Below are 23,934 nucleotides of genomic sequence, written 5' to 3'. Positions count from 1 at the left end.
CCGCACTGGAGCGGCCGGTCCCCCGAGGCTAGGCCGCCGGGGTCGAACGCGCAGGGATGAAGTTCAGCGGGGTGTGACGCCGCGGTGCCGCAGGCCCCAGATGGCGGAGTCGGTCAGCGCCTCCCACGACGCCTCCAGCAGGTTGGGACCGACGCCGACCGTGCTCCACGACCGCTGGCCGTCGGTCATCTCGATGAGCACCCGCGTGATGGCGTCGGTGCCGTGCATCGAGTCGAGGATGCGCACCTTGAAGTCGATGAGCTCGAACGACTCGAGCTCCGGGTAGACGGTGACGAGGGCCTGCCGCAGCGCGTGGTCGAGCGCGTTGACCGGCCCGTTGCCCTCGCCCGTGCTGACGATCCGCTCACCGCCGGCGTGCAGCTTGACCGTGGCCTCCGCGGTGGCCGGCGTGCCGCGCCCGCCCGACCGCTCGACGATGGTCCGCCACGACTCGACGCGGAAGTACTGGGGGCGCTGGCCGTCTATCTCCTCGAGCAGCAGCAGCTCGAACGACGCGTCCGCCGCCTCGTACGTGTACCCGTTGGCCTCGGCGTCCTTCACCCGGTCGGTGACGCGGCCGAGGAGCTCGGGACGGCCCGCCAGGTCGAACCCGAGCTCGCGGCCCTTGAGCTCGATCGACGCGCGGCCGGCCATGTCCGAGATGAGCATCCTCATGTCGTTGCCCACGTTGGCAGGGTCGGTGTGCTGGTAGAGGTCGGGGTCCACGCGGATGGCCGACGCGTGCAGGCCGGCCTTGTGCGCGAACGCGCTGCCGCCCACGTAGGGCGAGCGCGCGAACGGCGAGATGTTGGTGATCTCGCTGATCGCGTGCGCGATCCGGGTGAGCTCGGTCAGACCGCCCGGCAGCCCTTCGGAGACCTTGAGCACGGGAAGGCCGTACTTCAGCTGGAGGTTGGCGACGACGGACAGCAGGTCGGCGTTCCCGGTGCGCTCGCCGTACCCGTTGACGGTGCCCTGGACGTGCGTGCACCCGGCCTCGACCGCCGCGAGGGTGTTGGCGATCGCGCACCCCGAGTCGTTGTGCGCGTGGATGCCGAGCACGGCGTCGGGTCCGACGGCGCCCCGGATCTCGTGCACGATGTCGGACACCCAGGTGGGCACCATGCCGCCGTTGGTGTCGCACAGGGCGACCACCTCGGCACCGGCCTCGAAGCCCGCCAGGACGGCCGCCCGCGAGTACGCCGGGTCGAACCGGTAGCCGTCGAAGAAGTGCTCGGCGTCCACCACCACGCGCCGACCCTCGCGCACCAGGAACGCGACCGTGTCCGCGATCATCGCGATGTTCTCGTCGCCGGTGGTGCGCAGCGCCCGCTCCGCGTGCCGCAGGTCGTGCTTGGCGACGAGAGCGACGACCGGCGCCTCGGAGTCGACGAGCGCGCGCACCTGCGGGTCGTCGACCGCCCGGGTGCCCGCCTTGCGCGTGCTGCCGAACGCCGCCAGCTCGGCATTGCGGAAGTCCAGCTCCTTGGCGGCCCGCTTGAAGAACTCCGTGTCCTTGGGCACGGCGCCGGGCCAGCCGCCCTCGATGAACCCGACCCCGAGCTCGTCGAGCAGCGGCGCGATGGCGAGCTTGTCGGAGACGGACAGGTTCATCCCCTCCTGCTGGGCGCCGTCGCGCAGGGTCGTGTCGTAGACCTGGAACGGGGTGCTGGCGGGGACGGACACGATGGGCTCTCTTCGGTGCTGGGACGGGCGACGTCACTACTGCTGAGAACGATCCGCCGGCGGGGGTGTGCCGGTGCAGTCGACGGTAGCCGGGGCGGTGGTGGTGCCCCGACCAACAAAAAGACCCCCCGGGGTACGGGAGGTCTGCGCGTCAGCTGGTGGGCCGACGCGCTACTCGATAATGAGGGAGGAGCGGGTCACCCGTGCATGGTGGCACACGTCACCATCCGTGGTCACGCGTTCCACGCCTTGGACATGCCGCGCCGCAGCGAATCTCCGGTCGCACCGTGTCCGGGCTGTCCGGTTCGCTACCGTGGACGCGGACCGTCATCGGCGGTACGCACGGTGGGTCGACCTACCAGGAGGCACCATGTCCACCCCGACTCCCCCTCCGGATCGTCAGTCCGCCTTCCCGCACTCCGCGCCTGCCCCGTCGCCGCCACCCCCTCCCCCGGAGCCCACCGCGGTCTTCCCGGCCGCCTTACAGCCCGCCCAGGTCCCGCCCGCGGCCGCACCCGCCCCGGCGCGCCCGGCGCGCCCCGCGGATCCGTCGGTGGACGCCGGGCGGTTCTGGGCCGGGGTCGTCGCGACGGCCCTCGTCGCGGCGCTCGTCGGCCTGGTCGGCGTGGTCATCGTCGACCAGATCCTCTCGATCGAGCTCGCCGTGCAGGACCTCTTCGGCACGAACTCGACCGGCGCCGCCTATGTGGTCGGAGCCGCTGTCTTCGCGGTCCTGGCCGGCGGGCTGCTCCATCTCCTCGTGGTCACCACGCCGAAACCCAAGGCGTTCTTCGGCTGGATCATGTTCCTCGCCACGCTCACGGCCGCGCTCCTGCCGCTCACCTGGACCGACGAGCTCGAGTCGTCGATCTCCGCAGGCATCGTGAACGCGCTCATCGGCATCGCGATCTGGTCGCTGCTGCTCGGCGTGCTGAGCCGCACGCTGCGCGCCGGGGCGCCGATCGACTGAGACGGCTCAGTCGACCAGCTGCGCCTGGAGCGCCTTCGCCAGGGGCCACGCCGCCTCGGCGGTGGTGCCGACGACGGTCACCGTGAGCCCCTCGGCCGGGTCGTGGTTGCTCAGGAACGACACGCCGGCGTCGTACCCCTCGAGCTGGACGACGTCGCGCGTCGGGTGCACCCAGAACCCGAGCCCGTACCGCCGGTCGTCGTACGGTGCCGTGCTGCGCGGCCGCACCATCTGGGCGACGGTCTCCGGGCGGACGATCGCGCCGGCGAACAGCGCGGTCCAGAACCGGTGCACGTCGGCGCCCGTGGTGTAGATCCCACCGTCACCGGTGCCGAGCACCGGCAGGTGGAACACGTTGGTCCGCCACTCGCCGTCCATCTCGACGTACCCGAGCGCCGCGCGCCCGGGCAGCGCGTCCGAGCGCAGGAAGTCGGTGTCCACCAGGCCGGCGGGCGCGCAGACGCGCTGGCGCACCAGGTCGTGGAACGGCACGCCGGACGCCCGCTCCGCCAGCAGGGCGAGCACGACGAAGCCGCCGTTGCAGTAGAAGAACCTCTCCCCCGCCCGGAACGCGGTCGGGAACCCGTCCAGGACCGCCAGGAACTGCTCCGTAGCGGCCAGGTGCTGCACGGGGACCGTCATCGCGTACGCGCTGATCGGGATGTCGTCGTCCTCGTCGAGGTAGTCGCCGATGCCCGAGGTGTGCGCGAGCAGGTGCTCGACGGTGACGTCGTCGGCGATCAACGGCAGGTCGGTGCCCAGCAGCGAGCGCGCGGTCGTGCCCAGCGAGAGCGTCCCGTCCTCGACCAGGCTCATCACCGCCAGCGCGGTCATCCCCTTCGACCCGCTCGCGATCGCGACCTGCGAGTCGGGCGTCAGGGGGATGCCGTGCCGCCGGTCCGCCAGGCCGTACGCGGCCGAGAACTCCGTGGTCCCGGCGCGGTCCACCCGCACCACCCCCGCGAAGTCGCTCTCGGCCGCGATGCGGTCGACGTCCGACGCCAGCGTCATCAGACCAGGCGGTGCAGCCAGCCGTGCCGGTCGGTGGCGCGGCCGTACTGGATGTCCGTGAGCTCCGCGCGGATGCGCGTGGTGACCGGCCCCGCCTCGCCGTCGCCGACCGTGAGGTCGAAGTCGTCGCTGGCCATGCGGCCGATCGGCGTCATCACGGCCGCGGTCCCGCACGCGAAGACCTCGCGCACCGAGCCGTCGGCGAGGCCCTCGCGCAGCTCCGTGAGCGGGATCTGACGCTCAGAGACCTCATGGCCCGCATCGGTGAGCAGCCGCAGGATCGACGAGCGCGTGACGCCCTCGAGGATCGAGCCGGAGATCGGCGGCGTGGCCACGCTGCCGTCCGCCTGCACGACGAACACGTTCATGCCGCCGAGCTCCTCGAGCTGGGTGTTGGTCGACGCGTCGAGGAAGCACACCTGCTCGAAGCCCTTGGCGTAGGCCAGCTGCTGCGGCAGGAGGCTCGCGGCGTAGTTGCCGCCGCACTTGGCGTCGCCGGTGCCACCCGCGCCGGCGCGGTGGAACTGCTGGTCCACCCAGATGGACACGGGCCGCACGCCGCCGGCGAAGTAGGGGCCGACGGGCGACGCGATGACCAGGAACTCGGCCTCGAGCGACGGCCGCACGCCGAGGAAGGTCTCGGAGGCGTACATGAACGGCCGCAGGTAGAGGCTCATCTCCTCGCCCGACGGCACCCAGACCACGTCGGTGGCCACGAGCGCCTCGATGGCGCCGAGGAAGTCCGCCTCGGACAGCTCGGGCAGCGCGAGTCGTCGGGCCGACCGCGCGAACCGGGCCGCGTTGTCGCGCGGCCGGAACGTCCACACCGACCCGTCGGCGTGCCGGTACGCCTTCATGCCCTCGAAGATCTCCTGCCCGTAGTGCAGGACGGCCGTCGCCGGGTCCAGCTGCAGGGGCCCGTACTTCTCGACGCGACGACGGGTCCAGCCGTCCTCGTTCGAGTACGAGATGCGGGCCATGTGGTCCGTGAAGACGGTGCCGAACTTCGGCGAGGCGAGTGCTTCCTCGCGCTGCTCGTCGGGGACGGGGCTGTCAGTCCGCGTGACGTCGAACGTGTCGGCAGACGACGGGGCGAACGACGGGTTGGTCGTGGTGCTCATGTGCGGGGGCCTTTCACCAGAGTCAGGTTTGACGGTACCGGTGAGGACGGCCGGGTGACAGACGAAGGCGTGGAGCCTGCGTGCGGACTAGCCGGCGATGCGCGCGGCGAGGTCCTTGCCCACCTCGGCCGTCGACCGTACTCGGTCCGTCCCGCGGTCGGCGATGTCGTCGGCGACCGCCTTCTCCACCCGCGCCGCGGCCTGCGTGTGCCCAAGGTGCTCGAGCAGCAGGGCGACCGACAGAACGGTCGCCGTGGGGTCCGCCTTGCCCTGGCCCGCGATGTCCGGGGCCGACCCGTGCACGGGCTCGAACATGCTGGGCGCCGTGCGGTCCGGGTTGATGTTGGCCGACGCCGCGAGCCCGATACCGCCGGTGATCGCGGCCGCGAGGTCCGTGAGGATGTCGCCGAACAGGTTGTCGGTGACGATGACGTCGAACCGCGCCGGGTTGGTGACCAGGAAGATGGTCGCCGCGTCCACGTGCAGGTAGTCGACCGTCACGTCGGGGAACTCGGCGTTCACGGCCTCGACCGTGCGGCGCCACAGGTGGCCGGCGTGCACGAGGACGTTGTGCTTGTGCACGAGCGTGAGCTTCTTGCGCGGACGGGCCACGGCACGCGCGAAGGCGTCGCGGACCACGCGCTCGACGCCGAACGCGGTGTTCACGCTGACCTCGTTGGCCACCTCGTGCGGGGTGCCGACGCGGATGGCGCCGCCGTTGCCGACGTACGGGCCCTCGGTGCCCTCGCGGACCACGACGAAGTCGATCTCGCCCGGGTGGGCCAGCGGCGACGCGACCCCCGGGTACAGGCGGCTGGGCCGCAGGTTGACGTAGTGGTCCAGCGCGAAGCGCAGCTTGAGCAGCAGCCCGCGCTCGAGCACGCCGGACGGCACGCTCGGGTCACCGATGGCGCCCAGCAGGATCGCGTCGTGCGTGCGGATCGCCTCGAGGTCCGTGTCCGTGAGGGTCTCGCCGGTCGCGTGGTAGCGGCGGGCGCCGAGGTCGAAGTCCGTCGTCGTGACGGTGACCCCGGTGCCGTGCAGCGCGGTGTCGAGCGCCAGCAGGCCCTGCTCGACGACCTCCGTGCCGATGCCGTCACCAGCGACGACGGCGAGGCGGATGTCCCGGGCAGCAGCGGTGTCGACCATGGATCGAGCGTAGACCCCGTCCCACCGCTCGGGACGGGTGTCTCATCTGCCGGAACAGTGCGCTCAGTCGACCGCGGGCGTCGGGCCGCTCGTCGGGTAGATCAGCTCGAACCGCTCGAGCATGACGTCTAGCGACGGGGAGAAGGCCTCGCCGAGCACCCGACGCCACGACTCCTCGTGGTGCGTGCGCCACGACTCCAGCGTCCCGTCGTCCTCGGCCTCCGCCGCCGCGTGCTCGGCGCCCACCTGGTCGAACGGGACGACCTCGACCTCCGTCGTGCGCAGCAGCGCCCGCGGGGTGCCCTCGCCGTCGACGACGATCGACAGGTCCCCGACGCGCGGCACCTCGAGGCCTACCTGCTCAAGCTCCGCGACCGCCAGCGCGGTGGCCGTCTTGCGACCGTCGAGCACCCGGGCCAGCAGGTCGTCGGCCTCGGCGTCGTCGCCGTACGACCACGACGGCGGCGGCACCACGTCCTCGGGCGTCCCGCCGACGATGGTGTCCAGCTTGCCGAACCCGACGTGCCCTCGGGCCGCCTGCCAGAACGCCGCGATCCGCTCGTCCTCGACAGCACCCTCGACGCCCTCGGGCGGCTCCACCTGCTGGTCGGTCATCGTCATCCCTCCGTCGGTCGTCCGCCCATCCTTGCGTACCCGCAGGTGACCGGCACGACCGACGCAGAACGGCACCCGGTCGCGGAGACCAGGTGCCGTTCTGTGGAGCGGGAGATCAGCGCGCGGCGCTTCCCTCGGTGCTCATGGTCGCGCTCGGCTCTGCGCTGCCTCCGGCACGTGCCACCCTTCGGGCGGCCCGTACCTCCGTCAGCGCGCCGCCGAGCCCTCGACGTAGTCGGACTCCGCCGGCTTGACCCAGGCGAACAGCTTGCGCAGCTCGCGGCCGACGGGCTCGATCGGGTGGTTCTGGCCCTTCTCGCGCAGCTCCTTGAACTCCGGCGCGCCGGCGTCCTGGTCGTTGATGAACCGCTCGGCGAAGGCGCCGTTCTGGATGTCGGCCAGCACTGCCTTCATGTTCTCCTTCACGTCCGGCGTGATGACGCGCGGACCGGAGACGTAGTCGCCGTACTCGGCCGTGTCGGAGACGGACCAGCGCTGCTTGGTGATGCCGCCCTCGAAGATCAGGTCGACGATCAGCTTGAGCTCGTGCAGCACCTCGAAGTACGCGACCTCGGGCTGGTAGCCGGCCTCGGTCAGGGTCTCGAAGCCGTACTGGATCAGCTGCGACACGCCGCCGCACAGGACGGCCTGCTCACCGAACAGGTCGGTCTCGGTCTCCTCGGTGAAGCTCGTCTTGATGCCGGCGGCGCGCAGGCCACCGATCGCCTTGGCGTACGACAGGGCGAGGTCCCAGGCGGAGCCGGACGCGTCCTGCTCGACCGCGACGATGACCGGGACGCCGCGCCCGTCGACGTACTCGCGACGGACCAGGTGGCCCGGGCCCTTGGGCGCGACCATGAGCACGTCGTGCTGCGCGGCCGGCTTGATGTAGCCGAAGCGGATGTTGAACCCGTGGCCGAAGACCAGCGCGGCGCCGTCCTTCAGGTTGGGCTCGATCTCCTCGCGGTACACGATCCGCTGCACCTGGTCGGGCGCCAGGATGACGACGACGTCTGCCTCGCGGACCGCGTCGGCCACCGAGGCGACCTTCAGGCCCTGGTTCTCGGCCTTGGCGCGGGACGCCGAGCCCTCGCGCAGGCCGACGGTCACGTCGACGCCGGAGTCGCGCAGGTTGAGGCTGTGCGCGTGCCCCTGGCTGCCGTAGCCGATGACGGCGACCTTCTTGGACTGGATGATCGACAGGTCGGCGTCGTCGTCGTAGAACAGCTCGGCCACGATGGGTCTCCTCGGTGTGTGGTTCGTTCGGAAAAAGCTCGACAGAAAGGGTCAGGCGCTGCGGTTGACGCGCTCCAGGGCGCGGTCGGTGATCGAGCGAGACCCGCGGCCGATGGCCACGGTGCCGGACTGCACGATCTCCCGGATGCCGAACGGCTCCAGGGCGGCGAGGAGGGCGTCGAGCTTGCCCGGTCCGCCGGTCGCCTCGATGACGACGCTGTCCGGCACGACGTCGACGACGTGCGCGCGGAACAGCTGGACGACCTCGAGGACCCCGGTGCGCTGCGTGGCGTCGGCGCGAACCTTGACCAGCAGCAGCTCACGCTGCACGGACGCGGCGTCCTCGAGCTCGACGATCTTGATGACGTTGATCAGCTTGTTCAGCTGCTTGGTCACCTGCTCGAGCGGCAGGGCGTCGACGTCGACGACGACCGTGATGCGCGAGATCTCGTCGTGCTCGGTGGGACCGACCGCGAGCGAGTGGATGTTGAACGACCGCCGCGCGAACAGGCCGGCGACGCGCGTGAGCACGCCGGGCTTGTTCTCCACGAGGACCGACAAGGTGTGACGGGACATGGCTCAGTCCTCCCGGTCCCACGCCGGGGAGATGCCCCGGGCGTACTGGATGTCGTCGTTGGAGACGCCGGCGGCGACCATCGGCCACACCATCGCGTCGCGCGACACGGTGAAGTCGATGACGACCGGCTGGTCGTTGATCTCGAGCGCCCGCTTGATGGTGGCGTCGACGTCACCGCGCGTCTCGCAGCGCAGTCCCGCGCAGCCGTAGGCGTCGGCCATCTTCACGAAGTCCGGGATCCGCACCGTGCCGTGACCCGTGTTCAGGTCGGTGTTGGAGTAGCGGGACTCGTAGAACAGGGTCTGCCACTGCCGCACCATGCCGAGCGACGAGTTGTTGATGATCGCGACCTTGATCGGGATCTCGTTGATGGTGCAGGTGGCCAGCTCCTGGTTGGTCATCTGGAAGCAGCCGTCGCCGTCGATGGCCCACACGGTCCGCGACGGGTCACCGACCTTGGCCCCCATCGCCGCCGGCACCGCGTAGCCCATGGTGCCCAGGCCCCCGGAGTTCAGCCACGAGTTGGGCCGCTGGTACTTGATGAACTGCGCGGCCCACATCTGGTGCTGGCCGACGCCCGCGGCGAAGATCGACTCCGGCCCGGACAGCTCACCGATCCGCTGGATGACGTGCTGCGGGGCCAGGTGGCCGTCGGCGGGCTCGTCGAACCCGAGCGGGAACGTCGAGCGCCACTCGTCCAGCTGCCGCCACCACTCCTCGAGGTCCGGCTTGCCGTGCTGCGTGTGCTCGCGGGCGAGCTCGGGCAGCAGGTCCGCCATGACCTCCTTGAGGTCCCCGACGATCGGCACGTCGACCGTGCGGTTCTTGCCGATCTCGGCCGGGTCGATGTCCGCGTGCACGATGGTCGCGTTGGGCGCGAAGCTGGACAGCAGGCCCGTCACCCGGTCGTCGAACCGGGCACCGAGGGCGACGACGAGGTCGGCCCGCTGGAGCGCGGCGACCGCGGCCACCGTGCCGTGCATGCCGGGCATGCCGAGGTGCTGCGGGTGCGAGTCGGGCAGCGCGCCGCGGGCCATGAGGGTGGTCACGACGGGGGCGCCGGACGCCTCGGTCAGCGCCTTCAGCTCCGCCGACGCGCGAGCCCGGATGACGCCGCCGCCGACGTAGAACACCGGCCGGCGGGCCGTGGCGATGAGCCGGGCGGCCTCGCGGATCTGCTTGGCGTGCGGCTTGGTCACCGGGTGGTAGCCCGGCAGGTCGAGCTCCTGTGGCCACGAGAACGTGGTGCGGGAGACCATCGCCGACTTGGCGATGTCCACCAGCACGGGACCCGGGCGCCCCGTCGAGGCGATGTGGAACGCCTCGGCGATGACGCGGGGGATGTCGTCGGGGTCGGTCACCAGGTAGTTGTGCTTGGTCACCGGCAGCGTGATGCCGACGATGTCCGCCTCCTGGAACGCGTCCGTGCCGATCATCGACGCGGACACCTGGCCGGTGATCGCGACCAGCGGCACCGAGTCCATGTGCGCGTCGGCGATGGGGGTCACGAGGTTCGTCGCGCCCGGGCCTGAGGTCGCCATGCAGACGCCGACCCGACCGGTCGCGGCGGCGTAGCCGGCGGCCGCGTGGCCACCGCCCTGCTCGTGCCGGACCAGGATGTGGCGGACCTTGGTGGAGTCCATCAGCGGGTCGTACGTCGGGAGGATCGCGCCGCCGGGGATGCCGAAGACGACCTCGACGCCGGCCTCCTCGAGCGAGCGGACGATCGACTGCGCGCCGGTGACCTGCTCGACCGTCGTCGGGGCAGGGACGCGGGACGCCGCGGCGGAGCCGGGCGCGGATGTTCGCGGCGGTGCCGGGTGAGGGCCCTGGACCATCGATGTCTCCCTGGGTGGTGCTGCGTGGGTCGTGCGTCGGGTACTGCGTCGGGTGCTGCCTGAGCACGAAAAAGCCCCTCGAGCCACGTACGGGCTGGACGAGGGGCGAGCGCGCTGACGAGGCCTGTGCGGGAGGCCTCTAGCCGGCGCGCTCAGGAAGTACTACGAGAAGGATCGTCTGCACGCTGTGGACACTACGCCCACGTTTCCGATGTGTCACGTCGCCCTCGGCCGATCTCACATCGTGGTTCACGGGATCATCACGTGGACGCTGCGGGCGGCTGGGGGTCCATGTCGAACGCGGGCAGGCCGTCGATGCTGGTCCGGTTCTTCAGGCGTCGGTACGCAGCCTGGCCGGCCGTCCCCTTGCGCTCCATGTGCTGCGGCAGCAGGTCACGCTCCCCCTCCAGCGCCATCCGGGGGACGCCGTAGCCGCACGAGTCCGACACCCGGTCCACCTCGACGACGATCACCGCTCGGGCACCGCGCGTCTCGGGGAACAGGGCCGCGAGCTCGTCGAAGCCGTCGTCGTAGAGCGTGACGAACCGGCCGCGACCGTAGAGGCGCACGATGTTGGGCGGCCCCTCGAACGCGCAGAACATGAGCGTGATCCGGCCGTTGTCCCGCAGGTGCGCGATCGTCTCGGCGCCGCTCGCCGTGAGGTCGAGGTATGCGACGGTGTGCTCGTCGAGGACCACGAACGATCCGGCGATCCCCTTGGGCGACAGGTTGACGTGCCCGTCCGGGCCGGTCGGCGCCGTCGCGACGAAGAACATCGGCTGCGCCTCGACGAAGGTCCGCAGCCGACCGTCGATGCTCTCGTGCACGGTGCCCACGCCCGCTCCTACCTCTCGACGACCTTCTCGACGACCCTCTCGACGATCTCCGTGCGAGCGTATCCACCGTCGGTGATCCGCAGCGCAGGCAGTCCGCGGCGGCGGACCAGCAGCTCGGCGAGCACCAGGTTCGGGATCCAGCTGAGGAACGGGACCAGCGCGTAGGCGTTGCGGAACGCGGCGTCGGCGTCGGCGCCCGACTCGATCCACGGGGACTGCGCGGCCATCAGCACGCCGAGCCAGAGCCGGAGCGTGACCGCCGCGTAGGTGAGTGCGAAGTTGCGGATCATCCACGCCTGGTGGCTGCGGACGTCCCCGGTCCGGATCGCCCGGTACCCGCGCCACCCGGTCCAGATCCAGAGCACCCCGACCGTGCCGAAGCCGGCGAGGCCCACCAGGCCTGCCGAGTTGACCGGCGCCAGGGCGAGCGCGGCCAGTGCGCCGACCAGCACCGCGGTCAGGTAGACCCGCCCGACCGACCGGTGCACCGAGCGCGCACGCTCGCGCAGCGTCCGCCAGAACTGGAGCGGGCCGACCAGGAGGGCGATGCCTCCGGCGACGATGTGCACGTAGAGCGCGGAGAGCACCCAGGCGGGCTTGCCCTCGTACGCACCCGCGAGGCCGACGGCGTCACCGGCGAGCTCGTGCAGCGGCGTCGTCAGGTACGGGGTCACGGCGTAGACGGCGATGGCGAGCGACGACAGCGCGATCCAGGTCCAGCCGACGCGTGACCGTGCCCTGGTGCGCGGTGGGGCGAGGAGGCTCATGCCTCGACGCTAGGAAGGCCGGCAGGTCCCGGTCTGTCCCGCCAGCCCACGGGACCGCCCGGTGGCTGGCCACCAGGTTCAGGAGCGGTAGACCCGAGCCTCCCACGGCCGCAGTGCAGGGCCGTCAGGGGGCGGGTAGTTGCCGATCACCAGGTCACCAGGGTCCGCGGGGAGGTCGACGTCCTGCACCTCGCCCGAGAAGTTGCCCAGGACGGTGAGCGTGACGTCGCCGAGCCGGCGGGTGAACGCGTACACGTGCTCGTGGTCGGGAAGCAGCATCGTGAAGTCGCCGAGGGCCACGACCGGGTCGTCGTGCCGCAGGGCGATGAGCGCCCGGTAGTAGTGGAAGACCGAGTCGGGGTCCGCCCGCTCCGCCTCGGCGTTGACCGTCGGGTAGTTCTCGTTGACCGAGATCCACGGGGTGCCCGTCGTGAAGCCCGCGTGCGGGGAGCCGTCCCACTGCATCGGCGTGCGGGCGTTGTCCCGGCTCATCGCCGCGATGCCGGCCAGCAGGTCCTCGTCGGAGCCGGTGCCCACGGTGGTCGCGACGGCCACGTGGTTGAGCGTCTCGATGTCCCGGTACTGGTCGAACCGCGTGAAGTGCGCGTTCGTCATCCCGAGCTCCTCGCCCTGGTAGACGTACGGCGTGCCGCGGTGCAGGTGCAGCACGGTGGCGAGCATGGTGGCCGACTCGCGCCGGTACCGCCCGTCGTCGCCGAACCGCGACACGATCCGCGGCTGGTCGTGGTTGTCCCAGTACAGGCTGTTCCAGCCGACGTCGGCCAGCGCGGCCTGCCAGCGACCGAACGACGCCTTGAGGTCGAGCAGCCGCAGCGGGCGGACGTCGAACTTGCCGCCCGGGCCGTGGTCGAGGCCGACGTGCTCGAACTGGAACACCATGTCGACCTCCGTCCGGGCCGGGTCGGTGAACTCGCGCGCCTGCTGCACCGTGACGCCGGGCATCTCCCCCACGGTCAGCAGCCGCTCCGGCCGGCCCGCGAAGACCGTCTCGTGCATCTCCGCCAGGAACTCGTGGATGCGCGGACCGCACACGTAGGATGCGGAGCCGTCGGCGAGCAGGCCGTCGGTGACCACCCCGTCCGGCAGGGCGGTGTCCTTGGAGATCAAGTTGATGACGTCCATGCGGAAGCCGTCGACCCCGCGGTCCAGCCACCAGCGCATCATGTCGTGGATCGCACCCCTGACCTGCGGGTTCTCCCAGTTGAGGTCCGGCTGCTTGCGGCTGAACAGGTGCAGGAAGTACTCGCCGGACCGTTCGTCGAGCAGCCACGCCGGCCCCTCGAAGAACGACCGCCAGTTGGTGGGCTCGGCGCCGGGGACGCCCGCGGCCATGCCCGCGCGGGGCGGCCGCCACCAGTACCAGTCCCGCTTCGGGCTGCGCGGGTCACGGGACTCGACGAACCACGGGTGCTCGTCGGACGTGTGGTTGACGACGAGGTCCATCACCAGCTTCATGCCCCGGTCGTGCAGGGCTGCCACCAGCTCGTCGAGGTCCTCGAGCGTGCCGAACACCGGGTCGACGCCCCTGTAGTCGCTGATGTCGTACCCGTTGTCGTCCTGCGGCGAGGCGTAGATGGGCGACAGCCAGACCACGTCCACCCCCAGCTCCGCCAGGTGGTCGAGGCGCTCGAGGATCCCCCGCAGGTCACCGATCCCGTCGCCGTCGGAGTCCGCGAACGAGCGCGGGTACACCTGGTACACGACGGCTCGGGTCCACGAGGGGGCGTCCTCGGGGGTCCAGCTCATGTGCTCGCTCCTGCGTCGGCGGAGAGCAGCACCGGCGCGCGCTCGTCGAGACGGATGCGGTCGACGGCGTCTTGGATCGCGATCGTCGCCGCCCCTCGGGCCCACGCCGAGAAGCCGGACTCGTCGACGTACAGCCGGACCGGCTCGGCGCGGGGGTCGCGGTCGGCGGCGATCGCGGACCGCACCCGGTCCTCCGCGACGGCGAACAGCCCGATGCCCTCGCCTGCGAGGACGACCGCCGGCTGCAGGGTGAGGTTGACCGCGAGCGCGACGAACCGGCCGAGGGCGGCCGCGGCCTCGTCGACGACGGTCGTCGCCGCGGGATCACCCTCCCCCGCCAGACGCAGCACGTCGTCGTAGTCGAGCGGGCGCTGGAGCGCGGCCGACACCTGGGCGGCGATCGATCCCGACGCCAGCATCGCCTCGGCGCACCCGCGGTGGCCCACGTGGCAGACCGGGCCGGTGGTGCTCAGCGGGATGTGGCCGCCGAGGCCGACACCCGCCTCCCGGGAGTGCACGACCTGCCCGTTCACGACCAGCGCGTACCCGACGCCGGCGCCGATGGTGATCACGGCGAACCCGGGGATCCCGCGGCCGAGCCCGAACCAGAGCTCGGCCTCGGCGAGCGCCACGAGGTCGTTCTCGAGTGACACCGGGATGCCCAGCCGGTCCTCGACGAGCTGGGCGAACGGCACGTCCGTCCAGTCGAGGAACGGGGCGAACTCGACGCGACCGTCCCTCACGGCACCGCCGAGCGACACCCCGATACCGGCGACCTGGTCGACGCCGAGACCGCGCACGGCGTCCGCGATCTCGTCGGCGACGCCGTCGGGGTCGCGGCGGCCGAGCGCGCGGTGCTGGTAGGTGAGCAGACCGGCGCGGACGTCCGTCGCGACGACATGGAGCGACTCGCCCGCGACCTTGACGCCCGCGAAGGTGGCCAGCCCCGGCCGGACGTCGAGAGGGCGCACGGGTCGGCCGATCGACCCGTCGGTCCGGTCGTCGAGCTCGACGAACAGCCCGCGGTCGAGGAACGGCTTCACGAGTCGCGTGAGGCTGGGCGGCGACAGGCCCAGGCGACTGGTGAGCTCGCTGCGGGAGATCGGCCCGTGGATGAGCACGGCGCGCGCCAGAGCGCGCTCGCTCTCGGTCAGCACTCGCTCAACCCGTTCATTGGTTCCATCATGACACGAACACCAACCCACATGGCCCGATATGTACCGGAATCGGTACTTGTACCGGTTGTTTATTCCGTGTTAGAACTAATGCATGTTCTCTCACGACGGGGTGACCGCGGACACTCCTCCCCGGCAGGTCCTGCACCTGCACCGCGGCGGCACCAGCGTCGTGCTCGACCTCGACGCTGCGCCCCACCCGGCGATCGTCCACTGGGGCGAGGAGCTCACAGACTCGACCGAGCAGACTCTGCACAGCCTGGCCGCAGCGGCCGTCCCGCAGCGGGTCTCGGGGAGCCTCGACGAGCCGGCCCGCGCGACGCTCGTCACCTCGCAGGCAGGCGGCTGGCTCGGCACGCCGGGCCTGGAGGGGCACCGCGACGGAGCCGCGTTCAGCGTCCGCCTGGAGCTCGAGGACATCCGGGCCGACGACCACCAGGCCCGGCTGTCCCTGGTCGACCGGGAGGCGCACCTGAGCGCTCTGCTGGAGCTGCGGGTGGGCCCGAGCGGGCTCCTGCACCAGCGGATCACGCTGCGCAACACGGGCGACTCCCCCTACACCGTGCAGTCGCTCCACCTCGCGTTCCCGGTGCCGTGGGACGCCACCGAGATCCTCGACACCACGGGCCGGCACCTGAAGGAACGCACACCCCAGCGGCACCCGTTCACCTACGGGACGCACCTGCGCGAGAGCCGTCGCGGGCGACCGGGTGCGGACGCCACCCTCGTCCTCGCCGCGGGTCGCCCCGGGTTCGGCTTCGAGCGAGGACGCGTGCACGCCGTGCACGTGGCGTGGAGCGGGAACCACCGCCTGCTCGCGGAACGGTCCGCAGCCGGGGAGGCGGTCCTGACCGGCGGAGAGCTGTTCGCACCCGGGGAGGTCATCCTCGCGCCGGGTGCCTCGCTCACGTCGCCCGACGTCATCGGGTCGTGGGGCGACGGGCTGAGCCAGCTCGCCCACCGCTTCCACGACGAGTGGCGCCGCCGCCCGGCGCACCCGGGCCGACCCCGCCCGATCACCCTGAACACGTGGGAGGCCGTCTACTTCGACCACTCCCTCGACCGTCTCACCGCGCTGGCGGACGCCGCCGCGTCGGTCGGGGTCGAGCGGTTCGTCCTGGACGACGGGTGGTTCCTCGGGCGTCGCGACGACACCGCGGGCCTGGGCGACTGGTACGTCGACTCGACCGTGTGGCCCGACGGGCTCCGCCCGCTGGTGGACCACGTCCTGCGCCGCGGCATGGAGTTCGGCCTCTGGGTGGAGCCGGAGATGGTCAACCCGGACAGCGACCTCGCCCGTGCGCACCCCGACTGGATCCTGCGCGCGCGCACGTCTCTGCCGCCGTCGGCACGTCAGCAGCAGGTGCTCGACCTCGCGCACGACGACGCCTACGCCTACATCGCCGGCCGGCTCCACGCCCTGCTCGACGAGTACCCGATCGCCTATCTGAAGTGGGACCACAACCGCGACCTGCTCGACGCCGGGAGCGGTCCGCAGGGCGCCGCCCGGGTCCGCGAGCACACGCTGGCCCTGTACCGGCTGCTGGACGAGCTCAAGGGGGCACATCCCGGCCTGGAGATCGAGAGCTGCGCCTCCGGGGGCGCGCGCGTCGACCTCGGCATCCTGGCGCGCACGGACCGGATCTGGACCAGCGACACCCTCGACCCGCTCGACCGCCTGGTCAACCAGCGGTACACGGGCCTGGTGGTCCCGCCGGAGATGATGGGGATGCACCTGACCAGCCCCGTCGTCCACTCGACCGGCAGGACCGTGGACCTCGACTTCAGCGCCGCGGTCGCGCTCTTCGGGCACGTCGGGATCGAGTGGGATCTCACGGCGACCGACGAGCAGACACGCTCGCGGATCGCGGCGTGGGTGGAGTACGCCAAGCGCATCCGGCCGCTGGTAGCCACCGGTCGGACGATCTGTGTCGACGACACCGAGCCGGGCATCGACGTCCGCGGTGTGGTCGCGCACGACAGCACGTCGGCGGTGTTCACCCTCACGCAGACCGACACCACCGTCGCCTACCCGCCGGGCAGGGTCCGGATCCCCGGGCTCGACCCCGGTCGGCGGTACCGCGTCAGCGTCGTCGGGGGCCCCACCGGGACCGCCGGCCAGTCCGAGCTCGCCTGGCAGACGCACGACACCACCCTCACGGGCCGCGAGCTCGACGCCGTCGGCCTCCGGCCGCCGGTCCAGTACCCCCAGCGATCGACCGTGATCGAGCTGGTCGCCCAGAGCTGAGCACCACCCCACGCGCAAGGAGGCGCACGATGAGATATCGAGAGAAGCGACGCGGTCGCACCGCAGCAGCGGCCGGCCTGGTCGCCCTGCTGGCCGCCGTCGGCGGTTGTGCGAACGATGCGTCCGACGGCGTGACCACCCTGAACTTCTTCCAGTTCAAGGGTGAGGCGCTCGAGGACTTCACCCAGATCATCGCCGACTTCGAGGCGGAGAACCCCGACATCCGGGTGGTGCAGAACCAGGTCGCCGACGCCGACACGGCGATCCGGACGCTCCTGGTCAAGGACAAGACACCGGACGTCATCACCCTGAACGCGAGCGGTAACTTCGGTCGGCTCGTGCAGGCGGGGGTCTTCTACGACTTCTCGGACGAGCCGGTGCTGGACACCATCAACCCGGCGGTGCAGGAGATCATCGCGGAGCTGGGCACCTACGGCGACGAGGTCAGCGGCCTCGGCTACGTCAACAACGCCAACGGGGTCATCTACAACCAGGACATCTTCGAGCAGCAGGGCCTCGAGGTCCCGGAGACCTGGGACGACCTGATCGCCGTCTGCGACGCGCTCCAGGCGGCCGGCATCACCCCGTTCTACGGGACCCTCGCCGACTCGTGGACGGGACTGCCCTCCTTCAACGCGCTCGGCGCCTACCCCGCCGGCGACGACTTCTTCGACAAGATGCGCGCGCAGGGTGAGGAGACTGGCCCGGACTCGGAGGTGTCGTTCCAGAAGGACTTCGCCGAGGCGATGGACCAGCAGTACCAGCTGTTCGGCTACATGCAGGACGGGTACCGCGGGGCCACGTACGACGACGGCAACGCCGCGTTCGCCAACGGCGAGGTCGCCATGCTCCTGCAGGGCATCTGGGCGCTGAGCCCGATCAAGGGCATCAACCCGGACATCCGGGCGGGGATCTTCCCCTACCCGGCCACCGAGGACCCTGCCGACCGCGTGCTGGTCTCCGGCGTCGACGTCGTCGTGACGATGGCGAGGGACACCCCTCGCAAGGAGGAGGCGCTGCGCTTCATCGACTACCTGTTCCAGAAGGACGTGATCGAGGAGTTCGCCGCCTCGCAGAACATGATCCCGTCCGTGAAGGACGCGGAGCTCAGTGACGAGCCCGCGATCCAGTCGGTCGCGCCGTACTTCGACGAGGGTCGCATCGCGGGCTTCATCGACCACCAGATCCCGCCCAGCATCCCGCTCGCGGCGATCGACCAGCAGTTCCTGTTCAGCGGCGACGCCGACGCCGCGCTCGCCACCCTCGACAGCGAGTGGAGCAAGGTCGCCGCTCGCACCATCCCCGTGACGGGAGACTGACGATGACGTCCTCCACGCAAGCCCCGCCCGCCGCACGCGGCGCCGGTGACGCCGGCACTCCCGCGCCGCGGCGCGCCATGAAGGATCGCGCACAGTCCACGTTCTACTGGATGGTCTGGCCCGCGGTCATCGCGTTCTTCCTGTTCCACACCGTCCCGGTGCTCGTCGGCATCTTCTTCAGCCTGACGAACTACGCCGGGTACGGGGCCTGGAACTTCGTCGGCCTGTCCAACTACGTCAACCTGTTCAAGGACGACCGCGTCCTGCAGGCGTACGGGTTCTCGTTCCTGTTCGCCGTCGCCGCGACCGTGCTGACCAACCTGATCTCGCTGTCCATCGCGATGGGCCTCAACGCCAAGATCATGGCCCGCAACTTCTGGCGGGGCGTGTACTTCGTGCCCTACGTGCTGGCGATCCTGGTCATCGGGTACGTCTTCCAGTTCTTCTTCTCGAGCTCGCTGCCCAAGATCCTGTCGGGCATCCCGCTGTTCGCCGACAACATCCTCACCAACGAGACGTGGGCCTGGACCGCGATCGTCGCCCTGGCCGTCTGGCAGTCCTGCGCCTTCGCGATCATCATCTACCTCTCCGGGCTGCAGACGATCCCGCGCGAGCTCTACGAGGCGGCGTCGCTGGACGGCGCGAAGGCGTGGCGCTCGTTCCGCTCGATCACGTTCCCCCTGATCAGCGCGTTCTTCACGATCAACGTCGTGCTGAGCCTGAAGGGCTTCCTGCAGGTCTTCGACCCGATCGTCGCCCTCACCAACGGCGGTCCCGGCACGGCGACGGAGTCCGTCACCCTGCTCATCTTCCGCGGGGGGTTCTCCGGCGGGGAGTTCGCCTACCAGACCGCGAACGCGGTGATCTTCTTCATCGTCATCACCATCGTCTCGCTCTTCCAGTTCCGAGTCCTTCAGCGCAGAGAGGCGGACTTCTGATGACCACCGCAGGAACCGCGCTCGGGCAGGCCGAGGCCGTCCTCCCCCAGCCCCGGCGGCGCCGTACCAAGAACGTCGCCGACGATGACACCCGCAAGATCAACTGGTGGGTGACCGCGCTGATCGCGGTGTGCTCGCTCACGATCCTCGTCCCGCTCTACCTGGCCGTGGTCGTGGCGCTCAAGACCCCCGACCAGCTCGCGGCCGGCACCGGCTTCGAGTGGCCGAACCCGGTGAGCTGGGGGAACTTCGCCGAGGCGTGGGAGCGGACCAGCTTCCCGCAGGCGCTCATGAACACGGCGATCATCACCGTCGGGTCGGTCGTCTTCACGCTGCTGACCAGCTCGGTCGTCGCCTACGGCATCGCGCGGAACATCCACCGACCGTTCTTCAAGGGCGTGTTCTTCTACCTGCTGGCGGCCCTGTTCATCCCGTTCCCGATCATCATGCTGCCGCTGGTGAAGCAGACCTCGCTCCTGGGCCTGGACAACCAGGCGGGGATGATCGTGCTCTACACGATCTACGGGCTGTCGCTGAACATCTTCATCTACACCGCCTACATCCGCTCGATCCCGATCGAGCTCGAGGAGGCGGCGCGGGTGGACGGTGCGTCGACGTGGCGGGTGTTCCGGCAGATCATCTTCCCGCTGCTCACACCGATGAACGCGACGGTCGGCATCCTCACGTGCGTCTGGGCGTGGAACGACTTCATCATGCCGCTCGTGGTGCTCACCGACCCCGGGGCGCGGACGCTGTCGCTGGCGCAGTACGTGTTCCAGGGGCAGTTCAACACCGACTACACGGTGGCGTTCGCGTCCTACCTCATGGCCATGGCGCCACTGCTGGTGGTCTACATCTTCAGCCAGCGCTGGGTCATCTCCGGGGTCACCCGGGGGTCGATCAAGTAGGCAGGACCCTGTGTCGACGGGCCCGCTCCGCTCGGAGCGGGCCCGTCGTCGTCCCTGGGCCTTGCGAAAGTAGTTTCACTCATGGAAACTACTTTCATGACGACGTCACAGAGCCCTACGCCCGACGAGGCCCGCCAGCTGCTCGCCCTCAGCGCCGGGGCGGCCGGATCCCTGCGTGCCGCCGGCCAGAACCGGCACGCCCAGTGGCTCACCGGGCTGGCGACCAGCACGTTCATGTTCTACGTCGGCCTCAGCACGATCCCCGACGACGGCCCCGCCCTCGTCCTGTGCGGCGCCTACATGGCGTCCTGCCTGGCCCTGTCGATCGCGCTCCTGCGCGGGGTCACCGTGACCAAGGAGGGCATGGGCCGGCGCTGGATGGGCGCCATCCGGGGCTGGGGCATCGCGTACACGGTGTCGCTCATCGTCGGGCTCACCTGGCTGCGCGAGTCCGTCCTGTTCTGGCTGCTCGCCTCGGTCGTCGTCACCGCCCCGCTCGCCGTCGGCGCCTGGCGCGAGGGCCGGGCCTGATGCCCCCCCTCCCGGGCAGCGACTCCGTCGGCGAGGAGGCCCGCGCGCGCCTCGACGAGGTCATCCACTCCCCCGTGCGCCTCTCGGTGGTCGCGGCGCTGGCTGCCACCGACGAGGCGGAGTTCTCCGCCGTCCGAGACGCCGTGCAGATCAGCGACTCCGCGCTGAGCAAGGCCGTCACCGTCCTCGAGCAGGCCGGGTACGTGCACGTGCGCAAGGGGTACGTGGGCAAGCGTCCGCGCACCTGGCTCCGGCTGACGCCCGCAGGGCGCGAGGCGCTGACCGCTCACCTGGCTGCGCTGCGGGCGATCGCCGGCGGCTGACCGGCCGTCGTCAGATCAGCACGGCGCCCTTCGACGCCGACTGCACCAGCTTCGCGTACTTGGCCAGCACCCCTCGCGTGTAGGTGGGGGGCAGCGGCGCCCAGCCGACCTTGCGGCCCTCGAGCTCCGCGTCGCTGACCAGCACGTCGAGGGTCTCGTTCGCCACGTCCAGCCGGATCCGGTCGCCGTCCTTGATGAACGCGATCGGTCCGCCGTCGACGGCCTCGGGGGCCACGTGACCGACGCACAGGCCGGTGGTGCCGCCGGAGAAGCGGCCGTCGGTGAGCAGGAGGACGTCCTTGCCGAGGCCGGCGCCCTTGATCGCGCCGGTGATGGCGAGCATCTCGCGCATGCCGGGCCCGCCCTTGGGGCCCTCGTAGCGGATGACCACGACGTCGCCGGCCACGATCGTCCCGTTCTCGAGGGCGTCCATCGCGGCACGCTCGCGCTCGAACACGCGGGCGGTGCCCTCGAAGACGTCGGAGTCGAAGCCGGCCGACTTCACCACGGCGCCGTCGGGCGCCAGCGAGCCGTGCAGGATCGTGATGCCGCCGGTCTTGTGGATCGGGTTGTTCATGGCGCGCAGGATCTTGCCGTCGGGGTCCGGCGGGTTCACGTCCGCCAGGTTCTCGGCGATCGTCTTGCCCGTCACCGTGAGGCAGTCGCCGTGCAGCAGGCCCGCGTCGAGCAGCGCCTTCATCACCACGGGCACGCCGCCGATGCGGTCGATGTCGTTCATGACGTAGCGGCCGAACGGCTTGAGGTCCCCCAGGTGCGGCACCTTGGCGGCGACGCGGGAGAAGTCGGCGAGCGTGAGGTCCACCTCGGCCTCGTGCGCGATGGCCAGCAGGTGCAGGACCGCGTTGGTGGAGCCGCCGAAGGCCATGACCACGGCGATGGCGTTCTCGAACGCCTCCTTCGTCATGATCTGGCGCGCCGTGATGCCCTTGCGGAGCAGCTCGACGACCGCCTCGCCGGACTTGTGCGCGAACGCGTCGCGGCGGCGGTCGGCCGACGGCGGGGCCGCGGAACCGGGGATCGACATGCCGATCGCCTCGGCCACCGACGCCATCGTGTTGGCCGTGTACATGCCGCCGCAGGCGCCCTCACCGGGACAGATGGCGCGCTCGATGCGGTCGACGTCCTCGCGGCTCATCAGCCCGCGGGCGCACGCGCCGACGGCCTCGAACGCGTCGATGATCGTGACGTCCTTCTCGGTGCCGTCCTCGAGCTTGACCCAGCCCGGCGCGATCGAGCCGGCGTACAGGAAGACGCTGGCCAGGTCGAGGCGCGCGGCCGCCATGAGCATGCCCGGCAGGGACTTGTCGCAGCCGGCCAGCAGCACGGAGCCGTCGAGGCGCTCGGCCTGCATGACGGTCTCCACGGAGTCGGCGATGATGTCGCGGCTCACCAGCGAGAAGTGCATGCCCTCGTGGCCCATGGAGATGCCGTCGGAGACCGAGATGGTGCCGAACTCGAGGGGGTAGCCGCCCGCTGCGTGCACCCCGGCCTTGGCCGCCTGGGCCAGCCGCTGGAGCGAGAGGTTGCAGGGCGTGATCTCGTTCCACGAGCTGGCGACGCCGATCTGCGGCTTCGCGAAGTCGTCGTCGCCGAGGCCCACCGCGCGGAGCATGCCGCGCGAGGCGGTGGCCTCCAGACCGTCGGTGACGGTGCGCGAGCGGGGCTTGATGTCGACTGCTGGTGAGCTGGAGCTGGGGGCGTTGTCCGACGTCACGGTCATGCTCGCGAGTGTATGACTGCCGTTCCGCCTGGCCACGGGAGGGTCACTCTGCGGACCACGGGGCGGGCAGGCACTCGTCGGACGTCAGCGGGGCGGTGCCGTCGATCCCCGCTCGACGAGCGAGGTCACGAGCCGGATGTGGGTCTGCTCGACCGACTCCCCGGCCATGAGCGTGATGAGCAGCGCGATGGCTGCCGCGCCCATCTGCTGGATCGGCTGGTGCACGGTGGTGAGCGCGGGCGTGGTGAGCGTCGACTCCGGGATGTCGTCGAAGCCGATGATCGACAGCTCGGACGGGACGTCCAGGCCGAGCTCCTGGGCGATCTCGAGGGTCCCGATGGCGGAGAGGTCGTTGGCGGCGAAGATGGCGGTCGGCCGCTCCGCCAGGGTGAGGAGCTCGCGCGCGGGCTCGTGCGTCGAGTCCTTGCGGTAGTCGCCGGCCCGCATCAGGCCGGGCTCGACCGGGATGCCCGCGTCGGCGAGCGCCTTGCAGTACCCGGCCTCGCGGAGACGCGAGGACTCGAGGTCGGACCGGCCGCCGATGAACCCGATCCGCCGGTGACCGAGGCCCAGGAGGTGCTCGACTGCCTGCACGGCCCCGTTGAAGTTGTCCGAGTCGACCGTCGGCAGGCCGGACGGCCCCGCGTGCGGGTCGATCGCGACGACGGGGACCCCGGCGTCGGCCTCGAGGACGGTCGGGGTGACCAGCACCGCGCCGTCGATCAAGGTGCCGCTGAGCCGGGAGAGGTACCGCCGTTCCCAGCCGACACCGCCGGTCAGCTGTCCGCCGGTGTAGGCGAGGAGCGCGTAGCCGGAGTCGCCGAGGCCGGTGGACGCACCCTTGAGGATCTCGGCGCTGAAGGGCTCGAACTCAGCGACGAGGATGCCGATCACGTTCGTCTTGTGCGAGCGCAGGCTCCGGGCGACCAGGCTCGACTCGTAGCCGAGCTCCTTGATCACCTCGCGCACGTGCGAGGTGGTGCCGCTGGCCACCCCGTACCGCTCGTTGATCACCTTCGAGACGGTCGCGGTCGAGACGCCCGCCCGTCGCGCGACATCGGTGATCGTCACCCGTGGACCCATGGCCCGAGACTACTGCAACGAAAACGTTATCGATAACGTTTGACATGCCCGTATATGGAATGTCCTGCGGCGGCGAGAGCCCCAGGATGGCGCGC

21 protein-coding genes are annotated in these 23,934 nt (G+C 70.8%); 7 read left to right on the top strand and 14 right to left on the bottom strand.

Going from position 1 to position 23,934, the window contains the following annotated elements; all coding sequences use genetic code 11:
• Window positions 1-63: 63 nt before the first annotated feature.
• Window positions 64-1,689 carry a citramalate synthase gene (cimA, locus tag ACO06A_RS14215; RefSeq protein ID WP_421736070.1) on the bottom strand — a complete coding sequence of 542 codons (1,626 nt, stop codon included), beginning with the start codon at window positions 1,687-1,689 and terminating at the stop codon, window positions 64-66.
• Window positions 1,690-2,239: 550 nt separating this feature from the next.
• Between cimA and ACO06A_RS14210 the strand changes: the two genes are divergently transcribed.
• On the top strand, window positions 2,240-2,656 hold the full coding sequence (locus tag ACO06A_RS14210) for a hypothetical protein (protein WP_421732883.1): 417 nt from the start codon (window positions 2,240-2,242) through the stop codon (window positions 2,654-2,656).
• 6 nt (window positions 2,657-2,662) lie between these two features.
• Here the strand turns inward: ACO06A_RS14210 and ACO06A_RS14205 are convergent, their stop codons facing one another.
• The 11 genes from ACO06A_RS14205 to ACO06A_RS14155 all read right to left on the bottom strand — a co-directional run bounded on the left by ACO06A_RS14205 (window position 2,663) and on the right by ACO06A_RS14155 (window position 14,730).
• Window positions 2,663-3,667: a serine hydrolase domain-containing protein gene (locus tag ACO06A_RS14205; protein ID WP_421732882.1), complete on the bottom strand. Its 1,005-nt coding sequence runs from the start codon at window positions 3,665-3,667 to the stop codon at window positions 2,663-2,665.
• Entirely contained in the window at window positions 3,667-4,788 is a 1,122-nt protein-coding gene (locus ACO06A_RS14200) for a branched-chain amino acid aminotransferase (protein ID WP_421732881.1), read from the bottom strand. The genes ACO06A_RS14205 and ACO06A_RS14200 overlap by 1 nt, the downstream gene beginning before the upstream one ends.
• An 87-nt stretch (window positions 4,789-4,875) precedes the next feature.
• Window positions 4,876-5,937 (bottom strand): 3-isopropylmalate dehydrogenase, encoded by a 1,062-nt coding sequence (locus tag ACO06A_RS14195; RefSeq protein ID WP_421732880.1) that lies wholly within the window; start codon window positions 5,935-5,937, stop codon window positions 4,876-4,878.
• Window positions 5,938-6,000: 63 nt separating this feature from the next.
• On the bottom strand, window positions 6,001-6,552 hold the full coding sequence (locus ACO06A_RS14190) for an ASCH domain-containing protein (RefSeq protein ID WP_421732879.1): 552 nt from the start codon (window positions 6,550-6,552) through the stop codon (window positions 6,001-6,003).
• 207 nt (window positions 6,553-6,759) lie between these two features.
• Window positions 6,760-7,788 carry a ketol-acid reductoisomerase gene (gene ilvC / locus ACO06A_RS14185; protein WP_421732878.1) on the bottom strand — a complete coding sequence of 343 codons (1,029 nt, stop codon included), beginning with the start codon at window positions 7,786-7,788 and terminating at the stop codon, window positions 6,760-6,762.
• Window positions 7,789-7,839: 51 nt separating this feature from the next.
• Window positions 7,840-8,364: an acetolactate synthase small subunit gene (gene ilvN / locus ACO06A_RS14180; protein WP_421732877.1), complete on the bottom strand. Its 525-nt coding sequence runs from the start codon at window positions 8,362-8,364 to the stop codon at window positions 7,840-7,842.
• Between the two features lie 3 nt (window positions 8,365-8,367).
• Window positions 8,368-10,203 (bottom strand): acetolactate synthase large subunit, encoded by a 1,836-nt coding sequence (locus ACO06A_RS14175; RefSeq protein WP_421732876.1) that lies wholly within the window; start codon window positions 10,201-10,203, stop codon window positions 8,368-8,370.
• A 260-nt stretch (window positions 10,204-10,463) separates the two neighbouring features.
• The gene (locus ACO06A_RS14170; RefSeq protein WP_421732875.1) at window positions 10,464-11,039 is read right to left on the bottom strand and encodes a pyridoxamine 5'-phosphate oxidase family protein; all 576 of its coding nucleotides are present in this window, start codon (window positions 11,037-11,039) and stop codon (window positions 10,464-10,466) included.
• An 8-nt stretch (window positions 11,040-11,047) separates the two neighbouring features.
• A complete protein-coding gene (locus tag ACO06A_RS14165; RefSeq protein WP_421732874.1) occupies window positions 11,048-11,806 on the bottom strand; it encodes a DUF2306 domain-containing protein in 759 nt (252 codons plus the stop codon).
• A 78-nt stretch (window positions 11,807-11,884) separates the two neighbouring features.
• A complete protein-coding gene (locus ACO06A_RS14160) occupies window positions 11,885-13,573 on the bottom strand; it encodes a glycoside hydrolase family 13 protein (RefSeq protein WP_421732873.1) in 1,689 nt (562 codons plus the stop codon).
• The gene (locus ACO06A_RS14155; protein WP_421732872.1) at window positions 13,570-14,730 is read right to left on the bottom strand and encodes an ROK family protein; all 1,161 of its coding nucleotides are present in this window, start codon (window positions 14,728-14,730) and stop codon (window positions 13,570-13,572) included. The genes ACO06A_RS14160 and ACO06A_RS14155 overlap by 4 nt, the downstream gene beginning before the upstream one ends.
• 112 nt (window positions 14,731-14,842) lie before the next feature.
• On the opposite strand from ACO06A_RS14155, the gene ACO06A_RS14150 reads away from it, so the two are divergent.
• From ACO06A_RS14150 to ACO06A_RS14125, 6 genes are all read left to right on the top strand, one after another.
• Window positions 14,843-16,996: an alpha-galactosidase gene (locus tag ACO06A_RS14150; protein WP_421732871.1), complete on the top strand. Its 2,154-nt coding sequence runs from the start codon at window positions 14,843-14,845 to the stop codon at window positions 16,994-16,996.
• Between the two features lie 29 nt (window positions 16,997-17,025).
• Window positions 17,026-18,315 carry an ABC transporter substrate-binding protein gene (locus ACO06A_RS14145; RefSeq protein WP_421732870.1) on the top strand — a complete coding sequence of 430 codons (1,290 nt, stop codon included), beginning with the start codon at window positions 17,026-17,028 and terminating at the stop codon, window positions 18,313-18,315.
• A gap of 2 nt (window positions 18,316-18,317) precedes the next feature.
• Window positions 18,318-19,253, top strand: coding sequence for a carbohydrate ABC transporter permease (locus tag ACO06A_RS14140; protein ID WP_421732869.1), 936 nt, complete (start codon window positions 18,318-18,320; stop codon window positions 19,251-19,253).
• Complete coding sequence (locus ACO06A_RS14135) at window positions 19,253-20,161, top strand: carbohydrate ABC transporter permease (protein ID WP_421732868.1); 909 nt, start codon at window positions 19,253-19,255, stop codon at window positions 20,159-20,161. The genes ACO06A_RS14140 and ACO06A_RS14135 overlap by 1 nt, the downstream gene beginning before the upstream one ends.
• 96 nt (window positions 20,162-20,257) lie before the next feature.
• Window positions 20,258-20,692, top strand: a complete 435-nt coding sequence (locus tag ACO06A_RS14130; protein ID WP_421732867.1) for a hypothetical protein — start codon at window positions 20,258-20,260, stop codon at window positions 20,690-20,692.
• Window positions 20,692-21,015: a winged helix-turn-helix domain-containing protein gene (locus ACO06A_RS14125; protein ID WP_421732866.1), complete on the top strand. Its 324-nt coding sequence runs from the start codon at window positions 20,692-20,694 to the stop codon at window positions 21,013-21,015. Before ACO06A_RS14130 ends, ACO06A_RS14125 begins: the two co-directional genes overlap by 1 nt.
• Before the next feature lie 10 nt (window positions 21,016-21,025).
• Here ACO06A_RS14125 and ilvD read toward each other — a convergent pair whose 3' ends face one another.
• Both ilvD and ACO06A_RS14115 read right to left on the bottom strand, forming a co-directional pair.
• A complete protein-coding gene (ilvD, locus tag ACO06A_RS14120; protein WP_421732865.1) occupies window positions 21,026-22,756 on the bottom strand; it encodes a dihydroxy-acid dehydratase in 1,731 nt (576 codons plus the stop codon).
• 84 nt (window positions 22,757-22,840) lie between these two features.
• Window positions 22,841-23,839, bottom strand: coding sequence for a LacI family DNA-binding transcriptional regulator (locus ACO06A_RS14115; protein ID WP_421732864.1), 999 nt, complete (start codon window positions 23,837-23,839; stop codon window positions 22,841-22,843).
• Between the last annotated feature and the right edge of the window lie 95 nt (window positions 23,840-23,934).

This window comes from Cellulomonas sp. (assembly GCF_965229465.1).
In the GTDB taxonomy this organism is placed as follows: Bacteria; Actinomycetota; Actinomycetes; order Actinomycetales; family Cellulomonadaceae; genus Cellulomonas.
The sequence above is the reverse complement of the archived record's forward strand: the minus strand, read 5'-3'. Positions and strand labels throughout refer to the sequence as shown.

Bases quoted from the DNA above. Each gene is read 5' to 3' on its own strand.
- ACO06A_RS14135 (WP_421732868.1), top strand. From the start codon at position 19,253: ATGACCACCGCAGGAACCGCGCTCGGGCAGGCCGAGGCCGTCCTCCCC.
- ACO06A_RS14150 (WP_421732871.1), top strand. From the start codon at position 14,843: ATGTTCTCTCACGACGGGGTGACCGCGGACACTCCTCCCCGGCAGGTC.
- ACO06A_RS14140 (WP_421732869.1), top strand. From the start codon at position 18,318: ATGACGTCCTCCACGCAAGCCCCGCCCGCCGCACGCGGCGCCGGTGAC.
- ACO06A_RS14200 (WP_421732881.1), bottom strand. From the start codon at position 4,788: ATGAGCACCACGACCAACCCGTCGTTCGCCCCGTCGTCTGCCGACACG.
- ACO06A_RS14145 (WP_421732870.1), top strand. From the start codon at position 17,026: ATGAGATATCGAGAGAAGCGACGCGGTCGCACCGCAGCAGCGGCCGGC.
- ACO06A_RS14175 (WP_421732876.1), bottom strand. From the start codon at position 10,203: ATGGTCCAGGGCCCTCACCCGGCACCGCCGCGAACATCCGCGCCCGGC.
- ACO06A_RS14165 (WP_421732874.1), bottom strand. From the start codon at position 11,806: ATGAGCCTCCTCGCCCCACCGCGCACCAGGGCACGGTCACGCGTCGGC.
- ilvD (WP_421732865.1), bottom strand. From the start codon at position 22,756: ATGACCGTGACGTCGGACAACGCCCCCAGCTCCAGCTCACCAGCAGTC.
- ACO06A_RS14195 (WP_421732880.1), bottom strand. From the start codon at position 5,937: ATGGTCGACACCGCTGCTGCCCGGGACATCCGCCTCGCCGTCGTCGCT.
- ACO06A_RS14115 (WP_421732864.1), bottom strand. From the start codon at position 23,839: ATGGGTCCACGGGTGACGATCACCGATGTCGCGCGACGGGCGGGCGTC.
- ACO06A_RS14130 (WP_421732867.1), top strand. From the start codon at position 20,258: ATGACGACGTCACAGAGCCCTACGCCCGACGAGGCCCGCCAGCTGCTC.
- ACO06A_RS14160 (WP_421732873.1), bottom strand. From the start codon at position 13,573: ATGAGCTGGACCCCCGAGGACGCCCCCTCGTGGACCCGAGCCGTCGTG.
- ilvN (WP_421732877.1), bottom strand. From the start codon at position 8,364: ATGTCCCGTCACACCTTGTCGGTCCTCGTGGAGAACAAGCCCGGCGTG.
- ACO06A_RS14205 (WP_421732882.1), bottom strand. From the start codon at position 3,667: ATGACGCTGGCGTCGGACGTCGACCGCATCGCGGCCGAGAGCGACTTC.
- ACO06A_RS14125 (WP_421732866.1), top strand. From the start codon at position 20,692: ATGCCCCCCCTCCCGGGCAGCGACTCCGTCGGCGAGGAGGCCCGCGCG.
- ACO06A_RS14190 (WP_421732879.1), bottom strand. From the start codon at position 6,552: ATGACCGACCAGCAGGTGGAGCCGCCCGAGGGCGTCGAGGGTGCTGTC.